The sequence below is a fragment of the Pseudomonas sp. SJZ078 genome (genome assembly GCF_007828255.1).
In the GTDB taxonomy this organism is placed as follows: Bacteria; Pseudomonadota; Gammaproteobacteria; order Pseudomonadales; family Pseudomonadaceae; genus Aquipseudomonas.
The window spans coordinates 18,620-39,559 of record NZ_VIUG01000038.1 but is presented as its reverse complement, the minus strand read 5'-3'; the positions used below and the strand labels follow the sequence as shown (position 1 = coordinate 39,559).

The 20,940-nt window shown below is 60.6% G+C and carries 17 protein-coding genes; 7 read left to right on the top strand and 10 right to left on the bottom strand.

What is annotated here, in order from left to right; translation table 11 throughout:
* The first annotated feature begins 4 nt into the window (after nucleotides 1–4).
* Nucleotides 5–1,303 (top strand): mechanosensitive ion channel family protein, encoded by a 1,299-nt coding sequence (locus tag FBY02_RS24620; protein WP_144930746.1) that lies wholly within the window; start codon nucleotides 5–7, stop codon nucleotides 1,301–1,303.
* A 164-nt stretch (nucleotides 1,304–1,467) separates the two neighbouring features.
* Here the strand turns inward: FBY02_RS24620 and FBY02_RS24610 are convergent, their stop codons facing one another.
* Nucleotides 1,468–2,112, bottom strand: a complete 645-nt coding sequence (locus FBY02_RS24610; protein ID WP_144930744.1) for a hydrolase — start codon at nucleotides 2,110–2,112, stop codon at nucleotides 1,468–1,470.
* Nucleotides 2,113–2,269: 157 nt separating this feature from the next.
* Here FBY02_RS24610 and FBY02_RS24605 point away from each other — a divergent pair, with 157 nt between their 5' ends.
* The gene (locus FBY02_RS24605) at nucleotides 2,270–3,187 is read left to right on the top strand and encodes a LysR family transcriptional regulator (RefSeq protein ID WP_144930742.1); all 918 of its coding nucleotides are present in this window, start codon (nucleotides 2,270–2,272) and stop codon (nucleotides 3,185–3,187) included.
* On the opposite strand, the gene FBY02_RS24600 is transcribed toward FBY02_RS24605, so the two are convergent.
* From FBY02_RS24600 to FBY02_RS24585, 4 genes are all read right to left on the bottom strand, one after another.
* Nucleotides 3,150–4,013: a carboxylate/amino acid/amine transporter gene (locus tag FBY02_RS24600; RefSeq protein ID WP_041020167.1), complete on the bottom strand. Its 864-nt coding sequence runs from the start codon at nucleotides 4,011–4,013 to the stop codon at nucleotides 3,150–3,152. The two genes, FBY02_RS24605 and FBY02_RS24600, sit on opposite strands and share 38 nt — an antisense overlap.
* A gap of 75 nt (nucleotides 4,014–4,088) precedes the next feature.
* Nucleotides 4,089–5,957: an ATP-binding protein gene (locus FBY02_RS24595; protein ID WP_144930740.1), complete on the bottom strand. Its 1,869-nt coding sequence runs from the start codon at nucleotides 5,955–5,957 to the stop codon at nucleotides 4,089–4,091.
* 227 nt (nucleotides 5,958–6,184) lie between these two features.
* Complete coding sequence (locus tag FBY02_RS24590) at nucleotides 6,185–6,784, bottom strand: FMN-dependent NADH-azoreductase (protein WP_139649572.1); 600 nt, start codon at nucleotides 6,782–6,784, stop codon at nucleotides 6,185–6,187.
* A gap of 140 nt (nucleotides 6,785–6,924) precedes the next feature.
* Nucleotides 6,925–7,239: a 3-phosphoglycerate kinase gene (locus FBY02_RS24585; protein ID WP_144930738.1), complete on the bottom strand. Its 315-nt coding sequence runs from the start codon at nucleotides 7,237–7,239 to the stop codon at nucleotides 6,925–6,927.
* Nucleotides 7,240–7,289: 50 nt separating this feature from the next.
* On the opposite strand from FBY02_RS24585, the gene FBY02_RS24580 reads away from it, so the two are divergent.
* From FBY02_RS24580 to FBY02_RS24565, 4 genes are all read left to right on the top strand, one after another.
* Nucleotides 7,290–8,213 (top strand): LysR family transcriptional regulator, encoded by a 924-nt coding sequence (locus tag FBY02_RS24580; protein WP_144930736.1) that lies wholly within the window; start codon nucleotides 7,290–7,292, stop codon nucleotides 8,211–8,213.
* A gap of 14 nt (nucleotides 8,214–8,227) precedes the next feature.
* Nucleotides 8,228–9,031, top strand: coding sequence for an alpha/beta fold hydrolase (locus tag FBY02_RS24575; RefSeq protein WP_144930734.1), 804 nt, complete (start codon nucleotides 8,228–8,230; stop codon nucleotides 9,029–9,031).
* A 4-nt stretch (nucleotides 9,032–9,035) separates the two neighbouring features.
* Nucleotides 9,036–9,593 (top strand): peptidylprolyl isomerase, encoded by a 558-nt coding sequence (locus tag FBY02_RS24570; protein ID WP_144930732.1) that lies wholly within the window; start codon nucleotides 9,036–9,038, stop codon nucleotides 9,591–9,593.
* An 83-nt stretch (nucleotides 9,594–9,676) separates the two neighbouring features.
* Nucleotides 9,677–11,509 carry an ABC transporter ATP-binding protein gene (locus FBY02_RS24565; protein ID WP_144930730.1) on the top strand — a complete coding sequence of 611 codons (1,833 nt, stop codon included), beginning with the start codon at nucleotides 9,677–9,679 and terminating at the stop codon, nucleotides 11,507–11,509.
* An 89-nt stretch (nucleotides 11,510–11,598) separates the two neighbouring features.
* On the opposite strand, the gene FBY02_RS24560 is transcribed toward FBY02_RS24565, so the two are convergent.
* Nucleotides 11,599–12,723, bottom strand: a complete 1,125-nt coding sequence (locus tag FBY02_RS24560; protein ID WP_144930728.1) for a GNAT family N-acetyltransferase — start codon at nucleotides 12,721–12,723, stop codon at nucleotides 11,599–11,601.
* Nucleotides 12,724–13,003: 280 nt separating this feature from the next.
* Here FBY02_RS24560 and FBY02_RS24555 point away from each other — a divergent pair, with 280 nt between their 5' ends.
* The gene (locus tag FBY02_RS24555; protein ID WP_144930726.1) at nucleotides 13,004–14,320 is read left to right on the top strand and encodes a putative porin; all 1,317 of its coding nucleotides are present in this window, start codon (nucleotides 13,004–13,006) and stop codon (nucleotides 14,318–14,320) included.
* A 227-nt stretch (nucleotides 14,321–14,547) separates the two neighbouring features.
* Here FBY02_RS24555 and FBY02_RS24545 read toward each other — a convergent pair whose 3' ends face one another.
* From FBY02_RS24545 to hrpA, 4 genes are all read right to left on the bottom strand, one after another.
* Entirely contained in the window at nucleotides 14,548–14,784 is a 237-nt protein-coding gene (locus FBY02_RS24545) for an anti-sigma factor (RefSeq protein ID WP_024780432.1), read from the bottom strand.
* Nucleotides 14,778–15,389 carry an RNA polymerase sigma factor gene (locus FBY02_RS24540; protein ID WP_144930723.1) on the bottom strand — a complete coding sequence of 204 codons (612 nt, stop codon included), beginning with the start codon at nucleotides 15,387–15,389 and terminating at the stop codon, nucleotides 14,778–14,780. The genes FBY02_RS24545 and FBY02_RS24540 overlap by 7 nt, the downstream gene beginning before the upstream one ends.
* Nucleotides 15,390–15,478: 89 nt before the next feature.
* Nucleotides 15,479–16,600 carry a beta-ketoacyl-ACP synthase III gene (locus FBY02_RS24535; protein ID WP_144930721.1) on the bottom strand — a complete coding sequence of 374 codons (1,122 nt, stop codon included), beginning with the start codon at nucleotides 16,598–16,600 and terminating at the stop codon, nucleotides 15,479–15,481.
* Between the two features lie 323 nt (nucleotides 16,601–16,923).
* Nucleotides 16,924–20,835, bottom strand: coding sequence for an ATP-dependent RNA helicase HrpA (gene hrpA / locus FBY02_RS24530; protein WP_144930719.1), 3,912 nt, complete (start codon nucleotides 20,833–20,835; stop codon nucleotides 16,924–16,926).
* Nucleotides 20,836–20,940 lie beyond the last annotated feature (105 nt).

Genomic DNA, 20,940 nt, shown 5'->3' with positions numbered 1-20,940 from the left:
GCCCATGGACATCAAACAGCTCTGGCTCAACATCCAAGACTTCTGGGGTGCCCTCGACCAGCATCCGCTCCTGCATACCGGCCTCGCCCTGGTGCTGCTGCTGACCATCGCCCTGGTGCTCGGACGCGTGGCGCGCTACCTGATCCTGCACGGCGCCAAGCTGCTCGGCCGCCAGCCGGCCCTGCATTGGGTCAGCGACCTGCGCCACAACAAGGTCTTCCATCGTCTGGCGCAGATGACACCTTCGCTGCTCATCCAGTTCGGCCTGCCCCTGGTACCCGGCCTCAGCAAGACCAGCCTGGTGTTCCTCGGCAATGTCGCCACGGCCTTCACCGTTCTGTTCCTGATGCTGACCCTCAGCGCCCTGCTCAACGCCCTGCTGGATGTCTACGCTCGCACCGAACATGCCCGGACCCGCTCGATCAAGGGCTATGTGCAACTGACGAAAATGGTGCTGTATGTATTCAGCGCGATCATCATCGTCGCCACCCTGATCGACCGTTCGCCATTGTTGTTGCTGTCGGGCCTGGGTGCGATGTCGGCGGTGATCCTGTTGGTATACAAGGACACCCTGCTGTCGTTCGTCGCCAGCGTGCAACTGACCAGCAATGACATGCTGCGAGTCGGCGACTGGATCGAAATGCCCCAGGTCGGCGCCGACGGTGATGTGGTGGATATCACGCTGCATACGGTCAAGGTGCAGAACTTCGACAAGACCATCGTTTCGATCCCGACCTGGCGGCTGATGTCCGAATCGTTCAAGAACTGGCGCGGCATGCAACAATCCGGCGGGCGACGGATCAAGCGCAGCCTGTTCATCGATGCCAGCGGCGTGCGCTTCTTGCATGACGAGGAGGAACAGCGCCTGACCCATGTGCGCCTGCTGACCGACTACATCAGCCGCAAACAGGCCGAGCTCAAGGCCTGGAACGAAGCCCAGGGCAACGTTGCGGCGATGTCGGCCAACCGCCGGCGCATGACCAACCTCGGCACCTTCCGCGCCTATGCCCTGGCGTACTTGAAGAGCCACCCCGAAATCCAGCCGAACATGACCTGCATGGTGCGCCAGTTGCAAACCACGGCCCAGGGCATCCCGCTGGAAATCTACTGCTTTACCCGCACCACCGCATGGGCCGACTACGAGCGTATCCAGGGGGATATCTTCGATTACCTGCTGGCGGTGATGCCGGAGTTCGGCTTGAACCTGTATCAGCAGCCGAGTGGCATGGACTTGCGTTCGGGGTTGGGGCCGGCGGTGCTGGGGGCGAGTCATATTCCCGAGCCACAGAAAAAGGTCATCTGAAACCACATTCCCCTTGTGGGAGCGGGCTTGCTCGCGAAGGCGGTGGGTCAGTCAATCAGATATCAACTGATACTCCGCTTTCGCGAGCAAGCCCGCTCCCACAGGGATTCGGTTCGTATACAGATACCGGGCACACTCCCACAGGGTTTTCAGCTATCCAGGGGTTACTTGGCCTGACGTTGCGGAGCCTTGTGCACCATGGTGTAGGCGTAGTCCACGCCCATGCCATAAGCGCCGCTGTGTTCCAGTACCAGCCCCATCACCGCCTCGTAAGTCTCTTTGTGTGCCCAGTCACGTTGGTACTCCAGCAGCACTTGTTGCCAGGTCACCGGCACCGCACCGGCCTGAATCATCCGCTGTACCGACATGTCATGCGCTTCTTTGCTGGTGCCGCCCGAGGCGTCGGTGACGATGTAGACCTCGTAGCCTTCAGCCAGCGCTTCCAGTGCCGGGAAGGTCAGGCATACCTCGGTCCACAGCGCCGCGATGATCAGTTTCTTGCGGCCGGTGGCTTTCACCGCGTCAACCAGCGCCTTGTCTTCCCAGGAGTTCATCGAAGTACGCTCGATTGGCTTCTGATCCGGGTGGACTGCCAACAGTTCAGGCCAGATGTAACCGCTGAAGCTTTCGGTTTCGACCGAGGTGTAGATCGTCGGTACGTTGAAGATCTTCGCCGCTTTGGCCAGGCCGACGGTGTTGTTCTTCAAGGTCTGACGGTCGATCGACTGTACGCCGAAGGCCATTTGTGGCTGGTGGTCGATCAGGATCAGAGCGGAGTTGGTTGGGTTCAGCAGTTCGCGGATAGACATGGTGTGTTCCTTTTTAATGTAGAGATTTCAATCGATTAGGGTGTGTCGACGTTCGCTTCAGCGGTGATGTCGTCGGCATGGGTGTACTTTAGGGGCTAGCCATAAAAGGGACAATTACCTAAAATCGAGAATCATTGATTCTAAAAAAGGAACAATCATGGATCGCATCGAATGCATGCGCGCCTTCGTCGTCACCGTGGGCGAGAACGGCTTCGCAGCAGCCGCCCGGGCCATGGACGTTCCGAGGTCGAAGGTCAGCAAGCAGATTCAGGCGCTGGAAGAAGCCATCGGCGTGCAATTGCTGCAACGCACCACGCGCAGCCTGCATCTCACCGAAGCAGGCGCCGAGTATTTCGAGGCGGCTCGGGAAGTCCTGGCGGCACTGGATGAGGCCGAGCAGCGGGCGCGGGACGGGATTGGTGAGTTACGCGGGGTGTTGCGGGTCAACGCGCCGATGTCGTTCGGCCTGCGCCGGCTGGGCAAGCTGATTCCGCTGTTCCATGAACGGCATCCGAACATCGAGCTGCAAGTGGTGCTCAGCGACCAGCAGGTCGATCCGGTGCGCGGCGGTTTCGACGTGACCATCCGTATCGCCAGCATGCCCGACTCCACCATGATCGCCCGGCAACTGGCGCCGGCGCCACGCATCATGGTCGCCGCCCCGGCCTACCTGGAGCGTGCGGGTGTCCCGCAGACGCCCCAGGACCTGCGCACCCATCAGTGCCTCAACTACGGCTACCTGCAAAGTGGCGTGAGCCTGCAACTGTGTAATGGCAAGGAGACGCAACGGGTCAATGTCACCGGCCCCCTGCACGTCAACAACGGCGACTTGCTGGCGCAGGCCGCCGAGGCCGGCATGGGCATTGCGCTGCTGCCGGATTTCATTGTGGAAGACGCCCTGGCTGCCGGGCGGCTGGTGCCGGTACTGTGCGACTGGCAAGCGCCGGCGATCAGCATCAACGCGGTGTATTCGTCAGCCCGGCGCCTGCCGCAGAAAACCCGGGCCTTCATCGACTTCCTGGTCGAACAATTGGCGATCAGGCAACCTGCGGCTTGCGCAGGCTCAACCGACTGATCCACACCGCAAGCAGAATGACACCGCCGCCCAGGAACAACCGGCCCAATGCCTCGTGCTGGTTCCAGATCAGCAGGTTCAGCAACAGCCCTACAGGCACGTGCAGGTTGTTCATCACCGCCAACGTCCCGCCTTGGACCAGGCATGCGCCTTTGTTCCACCAGTACAGCCCCAGGGCTGTGGAGACGAGGCCGAGGAACACCAGCACGCCCCATTGCAGTGGCGCTTCAGGCCAGAAATTCGTCTTGCCGAACAGCAGGAAAGCCGGCAACGCCACCGCCAGCGCGCCGAGGTAGAAGTAGCCGAAACGCCGGTAGTGCGGCAGGTCGCTCGGGTGGCGGGCCACCAGATGCTTGTACAACACCTGCCCAGCCGCGTAGGTGAAGTTGGCCAGTTGCAACAACAGGAAACCCATGAAGAAATCCGGATTGATCCGGTCATAGCGAATCACTGCCGCGCCGGCCACGGCCACCAACGCAGCGACCAGCGCCCAGGGGTTGAAACGACGGTTCAGCGCGTCTTCGATCAAGGTCACGTGCAGTGGCGTGAGTATGGTGAAAAGCAGCACCTCGGGCACCGTCAGCACCCGGAAGCTCAGGTACAGGCAGACGTAGGTCACGCCGAACTGCAAGGCGCCGATCAACAGCATGCCGCGCATGAACGATGCTTCAACCTGGCGCCAACGGGTCAATGGAATGAACACCAACCCGGCCAGCAGCACCCGGACCAGCACCGCGAAATAACTGTCCACATGCCCGGCCAGGTATTCGCCGATCAGGCTGAAGGAAAATGCCTGGATCAATGTCACAAAAAGTAGATAGCCCATACGCCCCTCGTTTCGGAAGGCGGCGAAGATAGCCGTTTTTGCTGGATCAGTGAACGGCGTTCATTCCCTAGCCACTTAACTGGAAACTTCATCCACCGCTGGCGTGCGAACCTGACGTTGTTGCCGATCGTTGGCTGCCCGCTGAAGCACCCGGGTCACGGCCTGGAAATTTGCCGGCTTGGTTAGAATGTCATCGGCTCCGGCGGCTCTGAAACGTTCGACCTCGTGGGAAAAAACACTCGCGGTAAAAGCAACGATGTAACAAGCATTGCCCTGCGGCAGCCCACGGATCTTGCGGATCGCTTCCACCCCATCCATCACCGGCATGTTGATGTCCATGAGAATGACCTCTGGCATCGAAATCGCGCAGCGACTGACCGCCTCCAGGCCATCGGATGCAAGATCAGCGGTGTACCCCAGCGCTTCCAGCATTGCCATGGCCACTTTCTGATTCACCGGATGGTTCTCTACCAGCAGGATATCGAGCGGGTAGCGCGTGGCGAAATATGCGTCGAAATCCACGGCGTCATGTTCGTCACCCAAGGGAATTTCCGAGCCTCGGAACGATTCCATGGGGAGCGAGAAGGAGAACGTCGAACCGATCCCTAATCGGCTGGTAAAAGATAAAGTCCCCTGCTGTGCTTCGACCAGTTTCTTGCAGATTGAAAGACCGAGGCCACTCCCGGTAAAACGTTGACTGGCTTGTCCTTTAAGCTGGACAAAGGGCTCGAACAGGCTGTCTTGCCGCTCTTCGGGAATGCCTATGCCGGTATCGTGTATGGAAAAGTCGAGCTGGGCTCCAGCGTCGTGTCCACTCGTCGTGACCGTGAGCGATACTTTTCCGCTTTCGGTGAACTTGATCGCGTTGCCCAGCAAATTGATCAATACCTGACGCAGACAATCGATATCGGTTTTAACCCAACGGGGTACGCTCGAGGACACTTGAGTTTCAATGATGATCGGCTTGTCCTTGATGCTCTGCCGGATGATTTCAACAGTGGATGAAACCAGCGCTCGCAATTCAAATACACAAGGCTTCAACTCAAGTTTGCCCGCTTCGATTTTCGCCAGATCGAGAACGTTGTCGATCAGCGACAGCAAGCTCCGCCCGCTGGTCTGAATCGTCTTCAAGAGGGTGTTCTGCTCGACGGTCAAAGACGAACGTGACAGCAACTCGGTGGCCCCGATGACCCCGTGCATGGGGGTACGGATCTCATGACTCATGGTGGCTAAAAATCTGGTTTTTGAACGATCTGCTTCCTCGGCGGCGTTCTTTGCCTCGTTCAATAGCCGTTCGTTCGTTTGCAACTGCTGGAGGTGGGCACGGGTGCGGAAAAGGCTGAACGCGAGGAAGACCAGAATGGCAAGAATGATATGGTGCAGCGAATCCTGATTGAGTTGGTGATAGTAATCCTCCAACGTCATCTCCGCCCCCGCCACATAAACCGTACCGTCCTTGGACTTCATAGGGACGAAGACGGCGCGAAAATCCCCCCAATGGTCCGAGTAATCGATCCAAGTGGGCTCGCTGCGCTCGAAGCTATCGAGTAACGCCTGGCTGGCATCAGGATAAGGATCGAAGAAACGCACGAAGTTCTTTTCCTCTATTTCTTTCTTCGATGCGCTGGAACTGATCAGGTATGCCTTTCCATCACGCTTGATCACGCTGTAGACAAAGGCGGTGCCCATTGACTCGTTGAAACTGGAAAGCCGCTGAATGGCGTCCCAGTCTTGCGCCGGCGATTTGGACTGTTTGTCGATCAGGTTGTCATGATAGCCATCACCGAGGATGGCCGAAGCGCCTAACGCGGCATGCAGCAGTTTGCTATTGATGTTGTCGGTCAGGATCCCCTGGGTCTCGACGTAGAGGTAATAGATATAGCCACTGACCCCTACGATGTAGACCAGAAGAAATGCCCATGTTTTGCGCCTGAGTTTGAACATCGTTCACAGCCTCCATTCTGTCCGCCCAGCATAGAGCGAAGGCTGGTTAAAAACCATTCTCAAAAAAAAAGCCCGATCTCGCCAATGCGTTCAATCGGGCTACTGCACTCAGGAGCAACAAGTGCAAAGGGAGGTTCGATGCGCGAAACGGATTGAAGGGAATCGCCAGGTCAACAGTGGCCTGTGTGGCCACTAGACCACCCGACGATTAGCCGAGGATTAACAAATCAAGCGACCTGGGACAGTTTGGCGTTGGCCTGATTCAAGCCCTTCTCCTGGAAGTCACCGCCCAGGTTCATGCCTTCGGCATGGATGAAGGTCACGTCGTGAATCCCGATGAAGGCCATGACCTGCCGCAGGTAGGGCTCCTGATGATCGGAGCTGCCACCGGCGTGGATGCCGCCGCGAGCGGTCAGCACGAAGGCCCGCTTGCCGGTCAGCAGGCCTTGGGGCCCGGTGGGGGTGTACTTGAAGGTCACCCCGGCACGTAGCACATGGTCGAGCCAGGCTTTCAAGGTGCTGGGAATGGCGAAGTTGTACATCGGCGCAGCCATCACCAGTACATCGGCGGCCAACAACTCATCGGTCAGTTGGTTGGAGCGCTCCAGCGAGGCGTTCTCGATGTCATTGCGCTGCTCGGCGGGCTTCATCCAGCCACCCAGCAGGTTGGCGTCCAAATGAGGCACGGCATTGACTGCAAGGTCGCGGACGTTGATTTCATCGGCCGGATGAGCAGCTTTCCATTGCTTGATGAAGGTCTGGGTGAGTTGACGGGAAACCGAGTCTTGCTGGCGGGCACTGCTTTCGATAATCAGAACGCGGGACATGGGATGTAGGCTCCATCTGAATGTGTTGTCAGTCGATGGAACAGAGACTAATAGGGACTATATCGATAAAAAAGCGCAAATACTTGCTGCAAAGCATCGATAAATTCGTTTATAAGCTGAACCAGCGTCCCAGTTTCGATTTACTTCGGCCTACAGGTCAGCTCGATGCGCAGTTTGATGATGTTGCGGTTGAACTTGGCGGTGGCGTTCTTGAACTTGCCGGCGGCCACTTCGATCTTGCGGGTACGAGGCGCTTCCGGCCCGTTGCGGAACACCACGGTGCAGGCCGCGTCGGTGCTGCCGTAGTTGTTGACCTGGATGGAGCCGATGTCGGCGTCGGTGTCGTAGGCGGTGTAGTCGATCTTCAGGCCGTCGAGGTGTTTTTCCACATCGATCGGATACGCGAACGCAGTCAGCGGCAACAGGGCCAGCACTGCACAACAGATTTTCTTCATTCGGCTGTCTCCACCAAGGGACCGCCAGCTTAGGACAAGAGGAGCTCAATATGAAAGCGCCCCGCGTGACCCTTGATCAATGGCGAACCCTGCAGGCCGTGGTAGACCACGGCGGTTTCGCCCAGGCCGCCGACGTGTTGCACCGCTCCCAATCGTCGGTGAGCTATACCGTGGCCCGCATGCAGGATCAGCTCGGCGTGCCCTTGTTGCGCATCGATGGACGCAAAGCGGTGCTGACCGAGGCTGGCGGCGTGCTGTTGCGGCGCTCCCGGCAGCTGGTAAAACAGGCCAGCCAACTGGAAGACCTGGCCCATCACATGGAACAGGGTTGGGAAGCCGAAGTACGGCTGGTGGTCGACGCCGCCTACCCCACCGCCCGCCTCGTCCGGGCCCTGGCGGCGTTCATGCCGCAGAGCCGCGGCTGCCGGGTACGCCTGCGGGAAGAAGTGCTGTCGGGTGTGGAGGAGGTGCTGCTCGAAGGCGTCGCCGACCTGGCCATCATTGGCTTCAGCATCCCCGGCTATCTCGGTGCTGAGCTGAGCGACGTGGAGTTCGTCGCCGTGGCCCACCCCGAACATGCGTTGCACCGGCTCAATCGCGAGCTGACGTTCCAGGACCTGGAAAGTCAGTTGCAAGTGGTGATCCGCGATTCCGGTCGCCAGCAACCCCGGGACGTGGGCTGGCTCGGTGCCGAGCAACGCTGGACCGTCGGCAGCCTCGCCACCGCCGCGACCTTCGTCGGCAGCGGCCTGGGCTTTGCCTGGCTGCCCCGGCACATGATCGAACGGGAACTGCGGGAGGGCACGCTCAAGCGGCTACCCTTGGATCAGGGGGGCAGCCGCAACCCGAGCTTCTACCTGTATTCGAACAAGGAAAAACCCCTGGGCCCGGCCACGCAAATCCTCATCGAACTGCTGCGCACCTTCGATACCGCGCCTCTGGATGCGCCGTTCGCCGCCCCTGAACAAGCCTGACAAGGAGTTCGCCGATGGCCTATTTCGTACACGAAGACTGCAATCTGCACTACGAGGAATACGGCCACGGCGCACCGCTGCTGCTGGTCCATGGGCTGGGTTCCAGCACCCTGGATTGGGAAAAACAGATCCCGGTATTGTCCGCCCATTACCACCTGATCGTGGTGGACGTGCGCGGCCACGGACGCTCCGACAAACCCCGCGGCCCCTACAGCATCGAAGGTTTCAGCGCCGACCTGAGCGCCCTGATCGATCACCTGGACCTGGGCCCGGTACATCTGGTGGGCTGGTCGATGGGCGGCATGATCGCCTTTCAGTTGGCAGTGGACGAGCCCGGGCGGGTCAAGAGCCTGTGCATTGTCAACAGCGCGCCGCAAGTCAAGATCCGCACGCTGGACGATTGCTGGCAATGGTTCAAGCGCTGGAGCCTGATGCGTATCCTCAGCCTGGAGACCATCGGCAAGGCCCTGGGAGCCAAGCTGTTCCCCAAGCCCGAACAGGCGGATTTACGCCTTGAAATGGCCCGGCGCTGGGCAAAAAACGACAAACATGCTTATCTCGCCAGCTTCGATGCCGTCGTGGGCTGGGGTGTCCAGGAACGACTCTCGCAGGTTGCCTGTCCAACCCTCGTTATCTGCGCCGACCACGACTACACCCCGGTGGCCCTGAAGGAAGCCTATGTAAAACAGTTGCCCGATGCCCGACTGGTGGTCTTCACCGATTCAAGGCACGCTACGCCGCTGGACCAACCCGAACGCTTCAACCAAACCCTGCTCGACTTTTTGATCGCAATCGATTCCACCACTCAGGATCAATGAACCCATGCTGAAAAAGATCGCCCTCGCCGCCGGCTCCGTTCTGTTTGCCGCCAACCTGATGGCCGCACCAGCGCCCCACGTGTTGCTGGAAACCACCAACGGCCAGATCGAAATCGAACTGGACCCGGTCAAGGCCCCCATCAGTACCGAAAACTTCCTCAAGTACGTGGACAGCGGTTTCTACAACAACACGATTTTCCACCGAGTGATCCCGGGCTTCATGGCCCAGGGCGGCGGCTTCACCCAGCAGATGGAACAAAAAGACACCAAGGCGCCGATCAAGAACGAAGCCAGCAATGGCTTGCATAACGTTCGCGGCACCTTGTCGATGGCCCGCACTTCCGATCCGAACTCGGCCACCAGCCAGTTTTTCATCAATGTGGCCGACAACGCGTTCCTCGACCCGGGCCGTGATGCCGGTTACGCCGTATTCGCCAAAGTGGTCAAGGGCATGGACGTGGTGGACATCATCGTCAACTCCCAGACCACCACCAAGCAAGGCATGCAAAACGTGCCGATCGACCCTGTGATCATCAAGTCGGCCAAGCGCATCGTTGACTGACGGTACAGGGCAAGCCTGAGCGGCGACGGCGATCCCGTGCCGCTCACAGCAAAAAAAGGAGAGCCCTGCCCGGGCTGTTTACCATGGTTTATCGCCGTTTCGAAAAGCTGATCGACATCTTCCGCGACGCCCCGAGTTCGGCCCCACCGAACCGCGTCCTGCCCTTCTACACGTATTACCTGAGACAAGTCTGGCCGAGCTTCGCCGTCCTGCTGGTGGTGGGCCTGATCGGCGCACTGATCGAGGTGGCGCTGTTCAGTTACCTGAGTCGCATCATCGACCTCGCCCAAGGCACGCCCAACGTCGACTTCTTCAAGATCCATGGCCTGGAACTGGCCTGGATGGCCGTGGTGGCGCTGATCCTGCGGCCCATTTTCGTGGCCTTGCATGACCTGCTGGTGCACCAGACCCTGAGCCCCGGCATGACCAGCCTGATCCGCTGGCAGAACCACAGCTATGTGCTCAAGCAGAGCCTGAATTTTTTCCAGAACGACTTCGCCGGGCGCATCGCCCAGCGCATCATGCAGACCGGCAATTCCCTGCGGGACTCGGCGGTGCAGGCCGTGGACGCGTTGTGGCATGTATTGATCTACTCCATCGGCTCGCTGGTGCTGTTCGCCGAAGCCGACTGGCGCCTGATGATCCCTCTTTTGCTGTGGATCGCTGCCTATATCGGCTCGCTCTATTACTTCGTGCCACGGGTCAAGGAACGCTCGGTGGTGTCGTCCGATGCCCGCTCCAAGCTCATGGGTCGGATCGTCGACGGCTATACCAACATCACCACCCTGAAGCTGTTCGCTCACACCCATTTCGAACAGCAGTACGCTCGCGAAGCCATCCAGGAGCAGACCGAAAAAGCCCAACTGGCCGGCCGCGTGGTGACCAGCATGGATGTGGTCATCACCAGCATGAACGGGCTGCTGATCGTCGGCACCACCGGCCTGGCGCTATGGTTGTGGACCCAGTCGCTGATCAGCGTCGGTGCCATTGCCCTGGCAACCGGGCTGGTGATCCGTATCGTCAACATGTCTGGCTGGATCATGTGGGTGGTCAACGGCATCTTCGAAAACATCGGCATGGTCCAGGACGGCCTGCAGACCATTGCCCAGCCGGTCAGCGTCACTGACCGCGAGCACGCCAAGCCATTGGCCGTGGGTCGGGGCGAAGTGCGCTTCGAGCATGTGGATTTCCACTATGGCAAGAAGAGCGGTGTGATCGGCGACCTGAACCTGCTAATCAAGCCTGGGGAAAAGATCGGTCTCATCGGCCCGTCCGGCGCGGGGAAATCCACCCTGGTCAACCTGCTGCTGCGTCTTTATGACGTCGAGGGCGGGCGGATCCTCATCGACGGCCAGGACATTGCCGAAGTGAGCCAGGAAAGCCTGCGTGAACGGATCGGCATGATCACCCAGGACACGTCGCTGCTGCACCGCTCGATTCGCGACAATTTGCTTTACGGCAAGCCCGACGCCACCGACGCGCAGCTCTGGGAAGCCGTACACAAGGCCCGTGCCGATGAGTTCATCCCGCTGCTGTCGGACGCCCAGGGCCGCACCGGTTTCGACGCCCATGTGGGTGAACGCGGTGTGAAACTCTCCGGCGGTCAGCGCCAGCGCATCGCCATTGCCCGGGTGCTGCTCAAGGATGCGCCGATCCTGATCATGGACGAGGCGACCTCCGCACTCGACTCGGAAGTGGAAGCGGCGATCCAGGAAAGCCTCGAGACGCTGATGCAAGGCAAGACCGTGATCGCCATCGCCCACCGTCTCTCGACCATCGCCCGGATGGACCGGCTGGTGGTGCTGGAAAACGGCCGCATCGCCGAAACCGGCAGCCACGCCGAACTGCTGGCCCATGGCGGGTTGTATGCGCGGTTGTGGCAGCACCAGACGGGAGGGTTTGTGGGGATTGACTGAATTCTGACTCAACCCCCTGTGGCAAGGGGATTTATCTGTGGCGAGGGGATTTATCCCCTCGCCACAGGACCCCATTTCAGCCAGAAACATCAACACTGCCGATACGGCAACGCCCCTCTCGCCTCCTCGGCATACGCCAACACCCCCTCCTGTTCCCGGTTGAGGAAATCCGCCACCGCGGCCTTCAACCCGGGATGGCGTACGTAATGCCACGACCGGGTAATCACCGGTTCGAAACCGCGAATGAGCTTGTGCTCGCCCTGGGCGCCGGCATCGAATCGCTGAAAACCTTGGGCAATCGCATAATCCATTCCCTGGTAGAAACAGGTCTCAAAGTGCAGGCGGTCGAACTCTGCCAGGCAGCCCCAGTAACGCCCGTAGAAACTGTCGCCGCCTACCAGGCTGAACGCCATCGCCACCGGTCGCGATCCTTGCCTGGCCAGCACCACGCGGATGGCCTTGGGCATGCGTTCGGCCAGCAGGCTGAAAAACTCCCGGGTCAGGTACGGTGCCTGTCGGCGTACGGCGTAGGTATTGGCGTAGCAGGCATAGACGAAATCCCACTGCGCCTCGTCCAGTTGATGCCCCTCGAACCATTCGAAGTCGATACCCTGCCCCGCCACTTGCTCGCGCTCCTTGCGCATCTGCTTGCGCTTGCGGGAACTGAGTGCGTCGAGAAAATCCTGGAAGTCTCGATAGTCGCGGTTGTGCCAGTGGTACTGGCAGCCGATCCGCTGCAGCCACCCCTCTTGCGCGGCAAGTGCCGTGTCGGTAAAGGGATCTGTGAAGTTGATATGGGCACTGGAAAGCCCTTCGATTTCCAGGTAGCCCGGCAAACTCTTGAGCAACTCGAAACCGTCTTCGACCGTGGCCGCCAGTAGACGTGGCCCGCTGACCGGACTGAACGGCACAGCGGTCAGCAGTTTCGGGTAGTAGTCGATGCCGGCATGCGCGCAGGCGTCTGCCCAGCCATGATCGAACACGTATTCGCCATAGGAATGCCACTTGCGATAGCTGGGCAACGCGGCGATCAGTCGGTCACCGTCCGTGTGCAACAGATGCTCGGGCTGCCATCCGGAATGCGGACCGACACTGCCGCTGTCCTCCAATGTGCTGAGGAAGGCGTGGCGCAGAAACGGCTGGCGTTCCGGCACCAGGGCATCCCAGGTGCGAGGCACTATTTCAGACAGTCTGTGCAGGCGCTGCAACGGCATCGATTCCTCTCCACTTGGCGATTCAGAGCGTAGCCAGTATCGCTTATCGCCATGAGTTCCACACCCCGCGGGGTCGACAAGACCTGTTCAGCGGCGTTCGTAAAAGCACCGAATCGTCACCGACGTGCCACCACATTGCCATCGCATTGCAATAAACCATCGCGATACTGGCGCCTGTTTTTAGAGCGCTGGGTTCTAACCCGGTCATTTGTTCCGTCCTTCAACGGTCGGTTGTGCCCTGGATGATCCGGTCATCCTCTCTCATCCTTCGGAGATTGATATGCGTCTTGCTTCCACGAAAACTGCGGCGGCCCTGTGTAGCGGTCTGCTGCTGGCCATGAGTGTACCGGCCAGCGCCGCAGTCGACGCCAAATTGCTCGACATGCTCAAAGCCAACGGTTCGATTACCACCGCGCAGTACACCGAATTGCAAGCCGAACTGGCCCGGGATCAAAAGGAGCAGCAAATCGCTCGCCAGGCTCAGCAGGAAACCAATGAACAGATCGTCGCGACTGCGAAGAAAACCAACGAGCTGAGCTCCTTCGACCAGAAGCTGGCATGGGCGGCCAAGACCCAGTTCAAAGGTGACGTGCGCTTCCGTCAGGAAACCGTGAAGAACGATGGCGTCTCCAACACCGGTGACCAGGACCGCCAACGTATCCGCGTTCGCCTGGGTGCCTACAGCGAAATCAACCCGCAGGTGGACACCGGCATCCGCATCGCCACCGGCAGCGACAACGACTCGCGCTCTACCAACCAGAGCCTGGACAACAACTTCACCAAGAAAGACCTGTGGCTGGACCAGGGCTATGTCGACTACCACCCGGACGCCATCAAGAACCTGCACCTCGTGGGCGGCAAGATGCCACAGCAATGGGTGAGCATGGGCGACATCATCTGGGACAGCGACATCAGCCCGGAAGGTTTGTCGGCGTCCTACAAATACCCGCTGGGCGCCAGCACCGAGCTGTTCGGCAGCGCCGGTCACTACACTCTCAAAGACAACGTGGACGGCGAAGGCAAACAGTTCCGTCACGACCTGCGCCTGTACGCAGGTCAGTTGGGCGCCCGCTTCGCGATCACCGACAATCTGAAAATGACCCTGGGCGGCAGCATCTACGCCTACGACAACGACAATGACATCAGCAATACCTGCTCGGCCAACACCTGCCGCCTGGCCATCAACGGCAACAGCGCGAACGAACAGTTCAAGCTGTACGAAGGCTTTGGTCAACTCGACATCGGCGGCCTGCCCATGCCGCTGTCGCTGTACGGCCAGGTGGTCAACAACAAGGACGCCAGCAACGACCAGGACATGGGCTGGCTGGTGGGTGCCAAGACCAAGGTTTTCGGCTTCGGCCTGGACTACAACTATCGCGACGTACAGCGTAACGCCGTGGTCGGTGCCTTCACCGACTCCGACTTCGCCAACGGCTTCACCGGTTCCCGTGGCAGCAAGCTGAAAGCGAGCTACGAACTGGACAAGAACTTCTCGCTCGGCGCGACGTACTTCATGGCCGACTCCGACTACACCAACGCCACGCTGAAGGACTCGAAGATCAACACCCTGCAACTGGATGCTGAAGCGAAGTTCTGATCACCCGCCTCACGACTCGGGCAAGGACGCCCGACGCGCATTTTATAGCCTGACGTTGTTGCATCGGTCCCACCGGTTCAGCAACGCCAGGTTTTTTTATATCTAACCGCCCCTTGTGGGAGCGAGCCTGCTCGCGATGAGGCCATGTCAGTCGACATCCCGGTCAACTGCCAGACCGCTATCGCGAGCAGGCTCGCTCCCACAGGGTGACGTCGTGAACTCAAGGTTCAGCGAGAATGCCTGCGGCGCTCGGCGGCAAGCTTTTCGGCAAGGTGATCCAGGTCGGGGACGGGCGGTTCGGGGAGCTTTCTGAGGGTGGCCTGCATCAGCTTCATCTGGCGGATGAAACGTCGGCAGTTGGGGCAGAACATCAGGTGATGACGCACCATCAGGCGTTCGCGAAAGCTCAGCTGGCCGTCGAGATAATCGCTGGAGCGTGCCACTTGTTCCTTGCAGGTCAGCATTCGCCGGTCTCCTCGAAATGTTCCACGGTCGCGAAGACCTTCAGCCGGGCGCGATGCAACAGCACGCGTACGTTAGAGAGCGAGATGTCCAGAAGATTACAGATTTCTTCCAGCTCCAGCCCCTGGCGTTCGCGCAAGGTCAGCACGCTGCCTTGCAGTTCCGACAGGCTGAGCAGCGTGTGCTCGAGGCAATCGCGCAATTCGCTCTCCGTCAGCAACGCTTCCGGCGTGTCCTGGTGCCAGGCGAACGGCGCCAGCAGCCAGTGGCCATCGGCGGCGAAACGATCATCGCCGAGCGTGCCATGGGGCGCCGGCAGATCGTCGAGCAGCACCTCGCGACGGTTCTGCTTGTAGCGCCCCTTGGCAGCGTTGGCCGTGATGGTCAACAGCCAGGTCTTGAGGCTGGAACGGCCCTGGAAACCACTGAGGTTGCGTACCACCGACAGCCAGGCGTCCTGCACCACTTCGTCGGCATGGCGGCTGCCGACAATGGCATAGGCGACCGCACGCATCGGGCTCTGGTACGTGCTGACCAGTTCCTTGTAGGCGCGTTGCTCCCCCGCCAGCAAGCGTTGGAGCAGTTGAGTGTCATCGTTGGCTATCATTCAAACGCCTATGCTTGGTGATGCTACCGTGGCGAGGGGTTTTATCTCCTCGCCACAACAAAGCGCCCTCGTCCAAGCAAGCTCAGTGATCAACGCTTGCGCAGAATCACGCTGCCAATCGAATACCCCGCTCCAAACGAACTGAGTACCGCGACCGAGCCACTGGGCAGATCATCCTGGTTCAGGTGGAACGCAATCACCGACCCCGCCGAGCTGGTGTTGGCGTAGCGGTCGAGGATCACCGGGGCTTCCTCTTCGGTGGCTTCGCGTCCCAGCAGCTTGCGCACGATCAGGTGGTTCATGCTCAGGTTGGCCTGGTGCAGCCAGAAACGCTTTACCTGCTCGACGTTCAGCTGGTTTTCTTGCAGATGAGCGCCGATCAGCTCGGCCACCATCGGGCACACGTCACGGAACACCTTGCGGCCTTCCTGGACGAACAGCTTGTCGCGGGTACCTATGCCCTCCTCCGCGGCGCGGTTGAGGAAGCCGAAGTTGTTGCGGATATTGTTGGAGAACTTGGTGAGCAGCTTGGTGCTGACCACGTCGAACTGGTGCGGCGAGGTCGCCAGGTCCGCCCGCTCGATGATCACGGCGGTGGCCGCGTCGCCGAAGATGAAGTGGCTGTCGCGGTCACGGAAGTTCAGGTGGCCGGTGCACACTTCGGGATTGACCATCAGGATCGCCCGAGCCTGGCCCAGTTGCACGCTGTTGGCGGCGGCCTGGATGCCGAACGTCGCCGAGGAGCAGGCCACGTTCATGTCGAAACCGAAACCTTCGATACCCAGGGCTTCCTGGACTTCAATGGCGATGGCCGGGTAGGCGCGCTGTAGGTTGGAGCAGGCGACGATCACCCCGTCGATGTCGGCGGCGGTGCGGCCGGCACGCTCCAGCGCTTGTTTTGCGGCACCGACAGCCATCTCGCAGAGTACCGACCATTGTTCATTGGAGCGCTCGGGCAGGCGTGGGGTCATGCGTTGCGGGTCGAGGATACCGTCCTTGTCCATGACGAAGCGGCTCTTGATGCCGGAAGCCTTTTCGATGAACGCCGCGCTGGATTCGGTCAATGCCTCGACTTCACCGCGCTCGATGGCTTCGGCGTTGTCGGCATTGAACTGCGCGACGTAGGTGTTGAAGGATTGCACCAGCTCTTCATTGGAAATGCTGTTGGCCGGGGTATACAGGCCGGTGCCACTGATGACGACGTTATGCATGGTCGTGTCTCTGATCTGTTCAGGCAGAAAGCATTGGTACCGACGTACCAATACGCAAAGGGTCTTTTCCCATCCTGGGGAAGCAGACCTGGCATCGCTTTATTCCGATCCGCCCGGGGAATTGAAACTCAAAACCACGGGACCGGCATTTATAGGCGCGAAGTTTGCCATAAACGCTGGCTTTTGGCCCATGCTCCCTTCTTCACCACATAAAACCCTGTGGGAGCGGGCTTGCTCGCGAAAGCGGTGGATCAGCTTGCATCAATGTCGAATGTGCAATTGCATTCGCGAGCAAGCCCGCTCCCACAGGGGTACTTCTGCGATCACCCCTCCACCTGCCCCCACTGCTTACCCAAGCGCTTGTCCGAAATCGGCACCTTGGTCCCCAGTTGCTGGGCGAACAGCGACACCCGGTATTCCTCCAGCCACCAGCGGTAAAGCTCCAGTTGCGGATCGCGCTTGCCTTCCTGGGCGTGTTTGCCGGCGCGGGTCTGGTATTGAGCCCAGAGGTTCGACAGTTCGCCGCTCCAGACCCGGTCTTTCTGCACCTGACTGCCCAGCTTCTCGAAACGCTGCTCGATGGCCTTGAGATAGCGCGGCAGTTCCTTGAGCCATTGATGCGGGGTTTCGCGCACGAAGCCCGGGTACACCAGATGGCTGAGCTGTTGCTTGATGTCGTTCAGCGCCACGGCCTGGGCCAGATCGATCTTGCCTTTGAAGCGCTTTTGCAGGCCATGCCAGAGCTTGAGGATATCCAGGGTCAGCTTCGCCAGCCGTTCGGCGTGTTCGGTCCAGCCGCCACGCTTGCGCTCGGCCAGGGACGCCAGCGCGGCGCCGTCACGAGGCAGGCTCGCTTCGCCTTCCAGCACGCAACTGTCGAGACTGGCCAGCAGGATGTCTTCCACCAGAGCGTCGATGCGGCCCAAGTCGCGGTACAGCAGACCCAGCTCCGTCAGCCCCGGCAGCTTGCCACGCAGGAACTTGGCCGACTCCGCCAGTTGCTGCATCAACAACCGCTGCAAGGCGCGGCGATGCTGGAATTCGGCTTCGGCCGGGGTCGGGAAACGTCCTTCCTTGACCACGCCGCCCTCTTCCACCAGCGCCGGATAGACCGTCATCGACAGCCCGGCGATCTTCTGCTGGGTTTTCTCGGCCACCGGCGCGAAGACCTTCGCCTCCACCGGTGCCTGGCTTTTTGCCGTTTGCGGCACGGCCAAGGCCGCCTGGCTGGCCTCGGCAAAGCGTGCTGTCAGCTCGGCCAGGTCGCGGCCCTCGCCGAGGAACTTGCCCTGGCCGTCGACGATTTCCAGGTTCATGCGCAGATGGCTTTCCACCTGCTGGGCCGCTTCCGCCCAGGCTTCGTCGCTGACCCGTGCGCCGGTCATGCGCAGCAACTCACGGCCCAGAGACTGCGGCAACGAACCTTCGGCGAAGGTGATGCGCTGCAGCGCAGCCTTGACGAAGTCAGGCACCGGCACGAAGTTCTTGCGCAGCGCCTTGGGCAGGTTGCGCACCAGGGCGATGCACTTGGCCTCGATCATCCCCGGCACCAGCCATTCCAGGCGCTCCGGCGGCAGCATCGGCAACAACGGTGCCGGCACGCGCAAGGTCACGCCGTCGCGGGGATGGTTGGGCTCGAAGTGGTAGCTCAGCGGCAAGGTCAGGTCGCCGACACGCAAGGTATCGGGGTATTGCGTGGCGGTGACCTCGCTGGCCTCGCGGGCCAACACGTCTTCCTCGCGCATGATCAGCAATTGCGGGTCTTTCTGGCTGTTGATCCGATACCAGCTATCGAACGTCGCGGTCTGGTGGATCTCGGCCGGCAAACGGGCATCGTAGAACGCGAACAGGGTTTCCTCGTCCGCCAGGATGTCGCGGCGGCGGGCCTTGGCTTCCAGTTCGTCGAGTTGCTCCAGCAAGCGGGTATTGGCGCCCAGGCACTTGGCCTTGGACTGGATCTCGCCGCGCACCAGCGCCTCGCGGATGAACAGCTCACGGGACACCACCGGGTCCACCGGCCCGTAATGCACCGGCCGCCGGCCGACGACGATGAGCCCGAACAGGGTAATCTGCTCATAGGCCACCACTTGCCCGCGCTTCTTCTCCCAATGGGGTTCGAAGTGGTTTTTCTTGATCAGGTGCCCGGCCAGCGGCTCGATCCAGTCCGGCTCGATCTTGGCCACCATGCGTGCGTACAGCTTGGTGGTTTCCACCAGTTCGGCGGTCATCAGCCACTGCGGACGCTTCTTGCCCAGGCCTGACGAGGGGTGGACCCAGAACCGCCGCTGGCGAGCACCGAGGTAATCGCCGTCTTCGGTTTTCTGGCCGATCTGACTGAGCAAACCCGAGAGCACCGCTTTGTGCAGTTTCGGATAGTCGGCAGGGTCCTTGTTGAGGCCCAACTGCATGTCGCGGCAAATCAGGCTCAACTGGCGATGGGCGTCGCGCCACTCGCGCAGGCGCAGGTAGTTGAGGAAGTTCTTGCGGCACCAGTTGCGCAGCGGGCTGGCGGTCAGGGCCTGGCGCTGCTCCTCGAAACCGCGCCACAGGTTGACCAACCCGGCGAAGTCCGAGTCCGGGTCCTTCCACTGGGCGTGGGCCTGGTCGGCCGCCTGCTGACGCTCCGGCGGACGTTCGCGCGGGTCCTGGATCGACATGGCGCTGGCGACGATCAACACTTCCTGCAGGCTGCCCAGCTTCGCCGCTTCCAGCAGCATGCGGCCCATGCGCGGGTCCACCGGCAGGCGCGCCAATTGCCGACCGAGCGGGGTCAGCTGACTGTTGCGGTCCACCGCCGAGAGTTCTTGCAGCAGGTTGAAACCGTCGCTGATGGCTTTGCCATCCGGCGGTTCGATAAACGGGAATTCGGTGATCTCACCCAGGCGCAGGTGCAGCATCTGCAGGATCACCGCCGCCAGGTTGGTGCGCAGGATCTCGGGATCGGTAAATTCCGGCCGCCCAAGAAAATCCTCCTCGCTGTACAACCGCACGCAAATCCCCGGCTCGACCCGCCCGCAACGCCCCTTGCGCTGGTTAGCGCTGGCCTGGGAAATGGCCTCGATGGGCAAGCGCTGGACCTTGGCTCGGTAGCTGTAGCGACTGATGCGCGCGGTGCCGCTGTCGATCACGTAGCGGATACCCGGCACGGTCAGCGAGGTTTCAGCGACGTTGGTCGCCAGCACCACGCGACGGCCCGGGTGGGACTGGAAGATCCGCTGCTGCTCAGCCGGTGACAGCCGCGCATACAGCGGCAGGATCTCGGTGTGCTTGAGCTGGGCCTTGCGCAGCATCTCCGCCGCATCGCGAATCTCCCGCTCACCCGGCAGGAACACCAGCACATCCCCAGGGCTGCGGCGTTCGCTGCGCTCATAGGCGGCGATCTCATCGAGGGTGGCGAGGATCGCCTGGTCAACGGTCAAGTCGTCCTCGACCCGGTTGCCCTCCTCGTCCTGCTCCAGAGTCAGCGGGCGATACCAGGTTTCCACCGGGAAGGTGCGACCCGAGACCTCAACGATCGGTGCGTCGTCGAAATGCTTGGAAAAGCGCTCCAGGTCGATGGTCGCCGAGGTGATGATCACCTTGAGGTCCGGGCGGCGCGGCAGCAGGGTCTTGAGGTAGCCCAGCAGGAAATCGATGTTCAGGCTGCGTTCGTGGGCTTCGTCGACGATGATCGTGTCGTAGCGCTCGAGGTAGCGGTCGTTCTGGGTCTCGGCCAGCAGGATGCCGTCGGTCATCAATTTGATCAGGGTGTTGGTGTCGCTCTGGTCCTCGAAGCGCACCTGATACCCCACCAACGCGCCCAACGGCGTGGCCAGTTCCTCGGCCACCCGGCTCGCCACGCTGCGGGCGGCGATCCGACGGGGCTGGGTGTGACCGATCAAGCCATACTGGCCGCGGCCGATTTCCAGGCAGATCTTCGGCAACTGCGTGGTTTTTCCCGAGCCGGTTTCACCGGCGATGATCAGCACCTGATGCTTGAGCAACGCCTCTTTGATTTCGTCGCGCTTGGCGGCGATCGGCAAATTGTCGTCATAGCGAATCAGCGGCAGGCTGGCCTTGCGCGCCAGCACCTGGTCACACGACGCTTGCATGCGCGCCACCCATTGGGCCAGCTTGGCCTCATCGGGCTTCTTGCGCAGTTCGAGCAACTGCCGCCGCAACCGGTGACGATCGGCGAGCATGGCGTGGTCGAGGTTTTTCAGCAGTTTGTCGATAGCGGGGGCTTGGTCAGTCATCGGGTACGCAAGGGGAGAAAGAGCAGCGGCAAGTTTCAAGCTGCAAGCTGCAAGTTGCAAGCGGCGTTGGCTGGAAACTCAAAACTTGCCGCTTGAAGCTTGAAG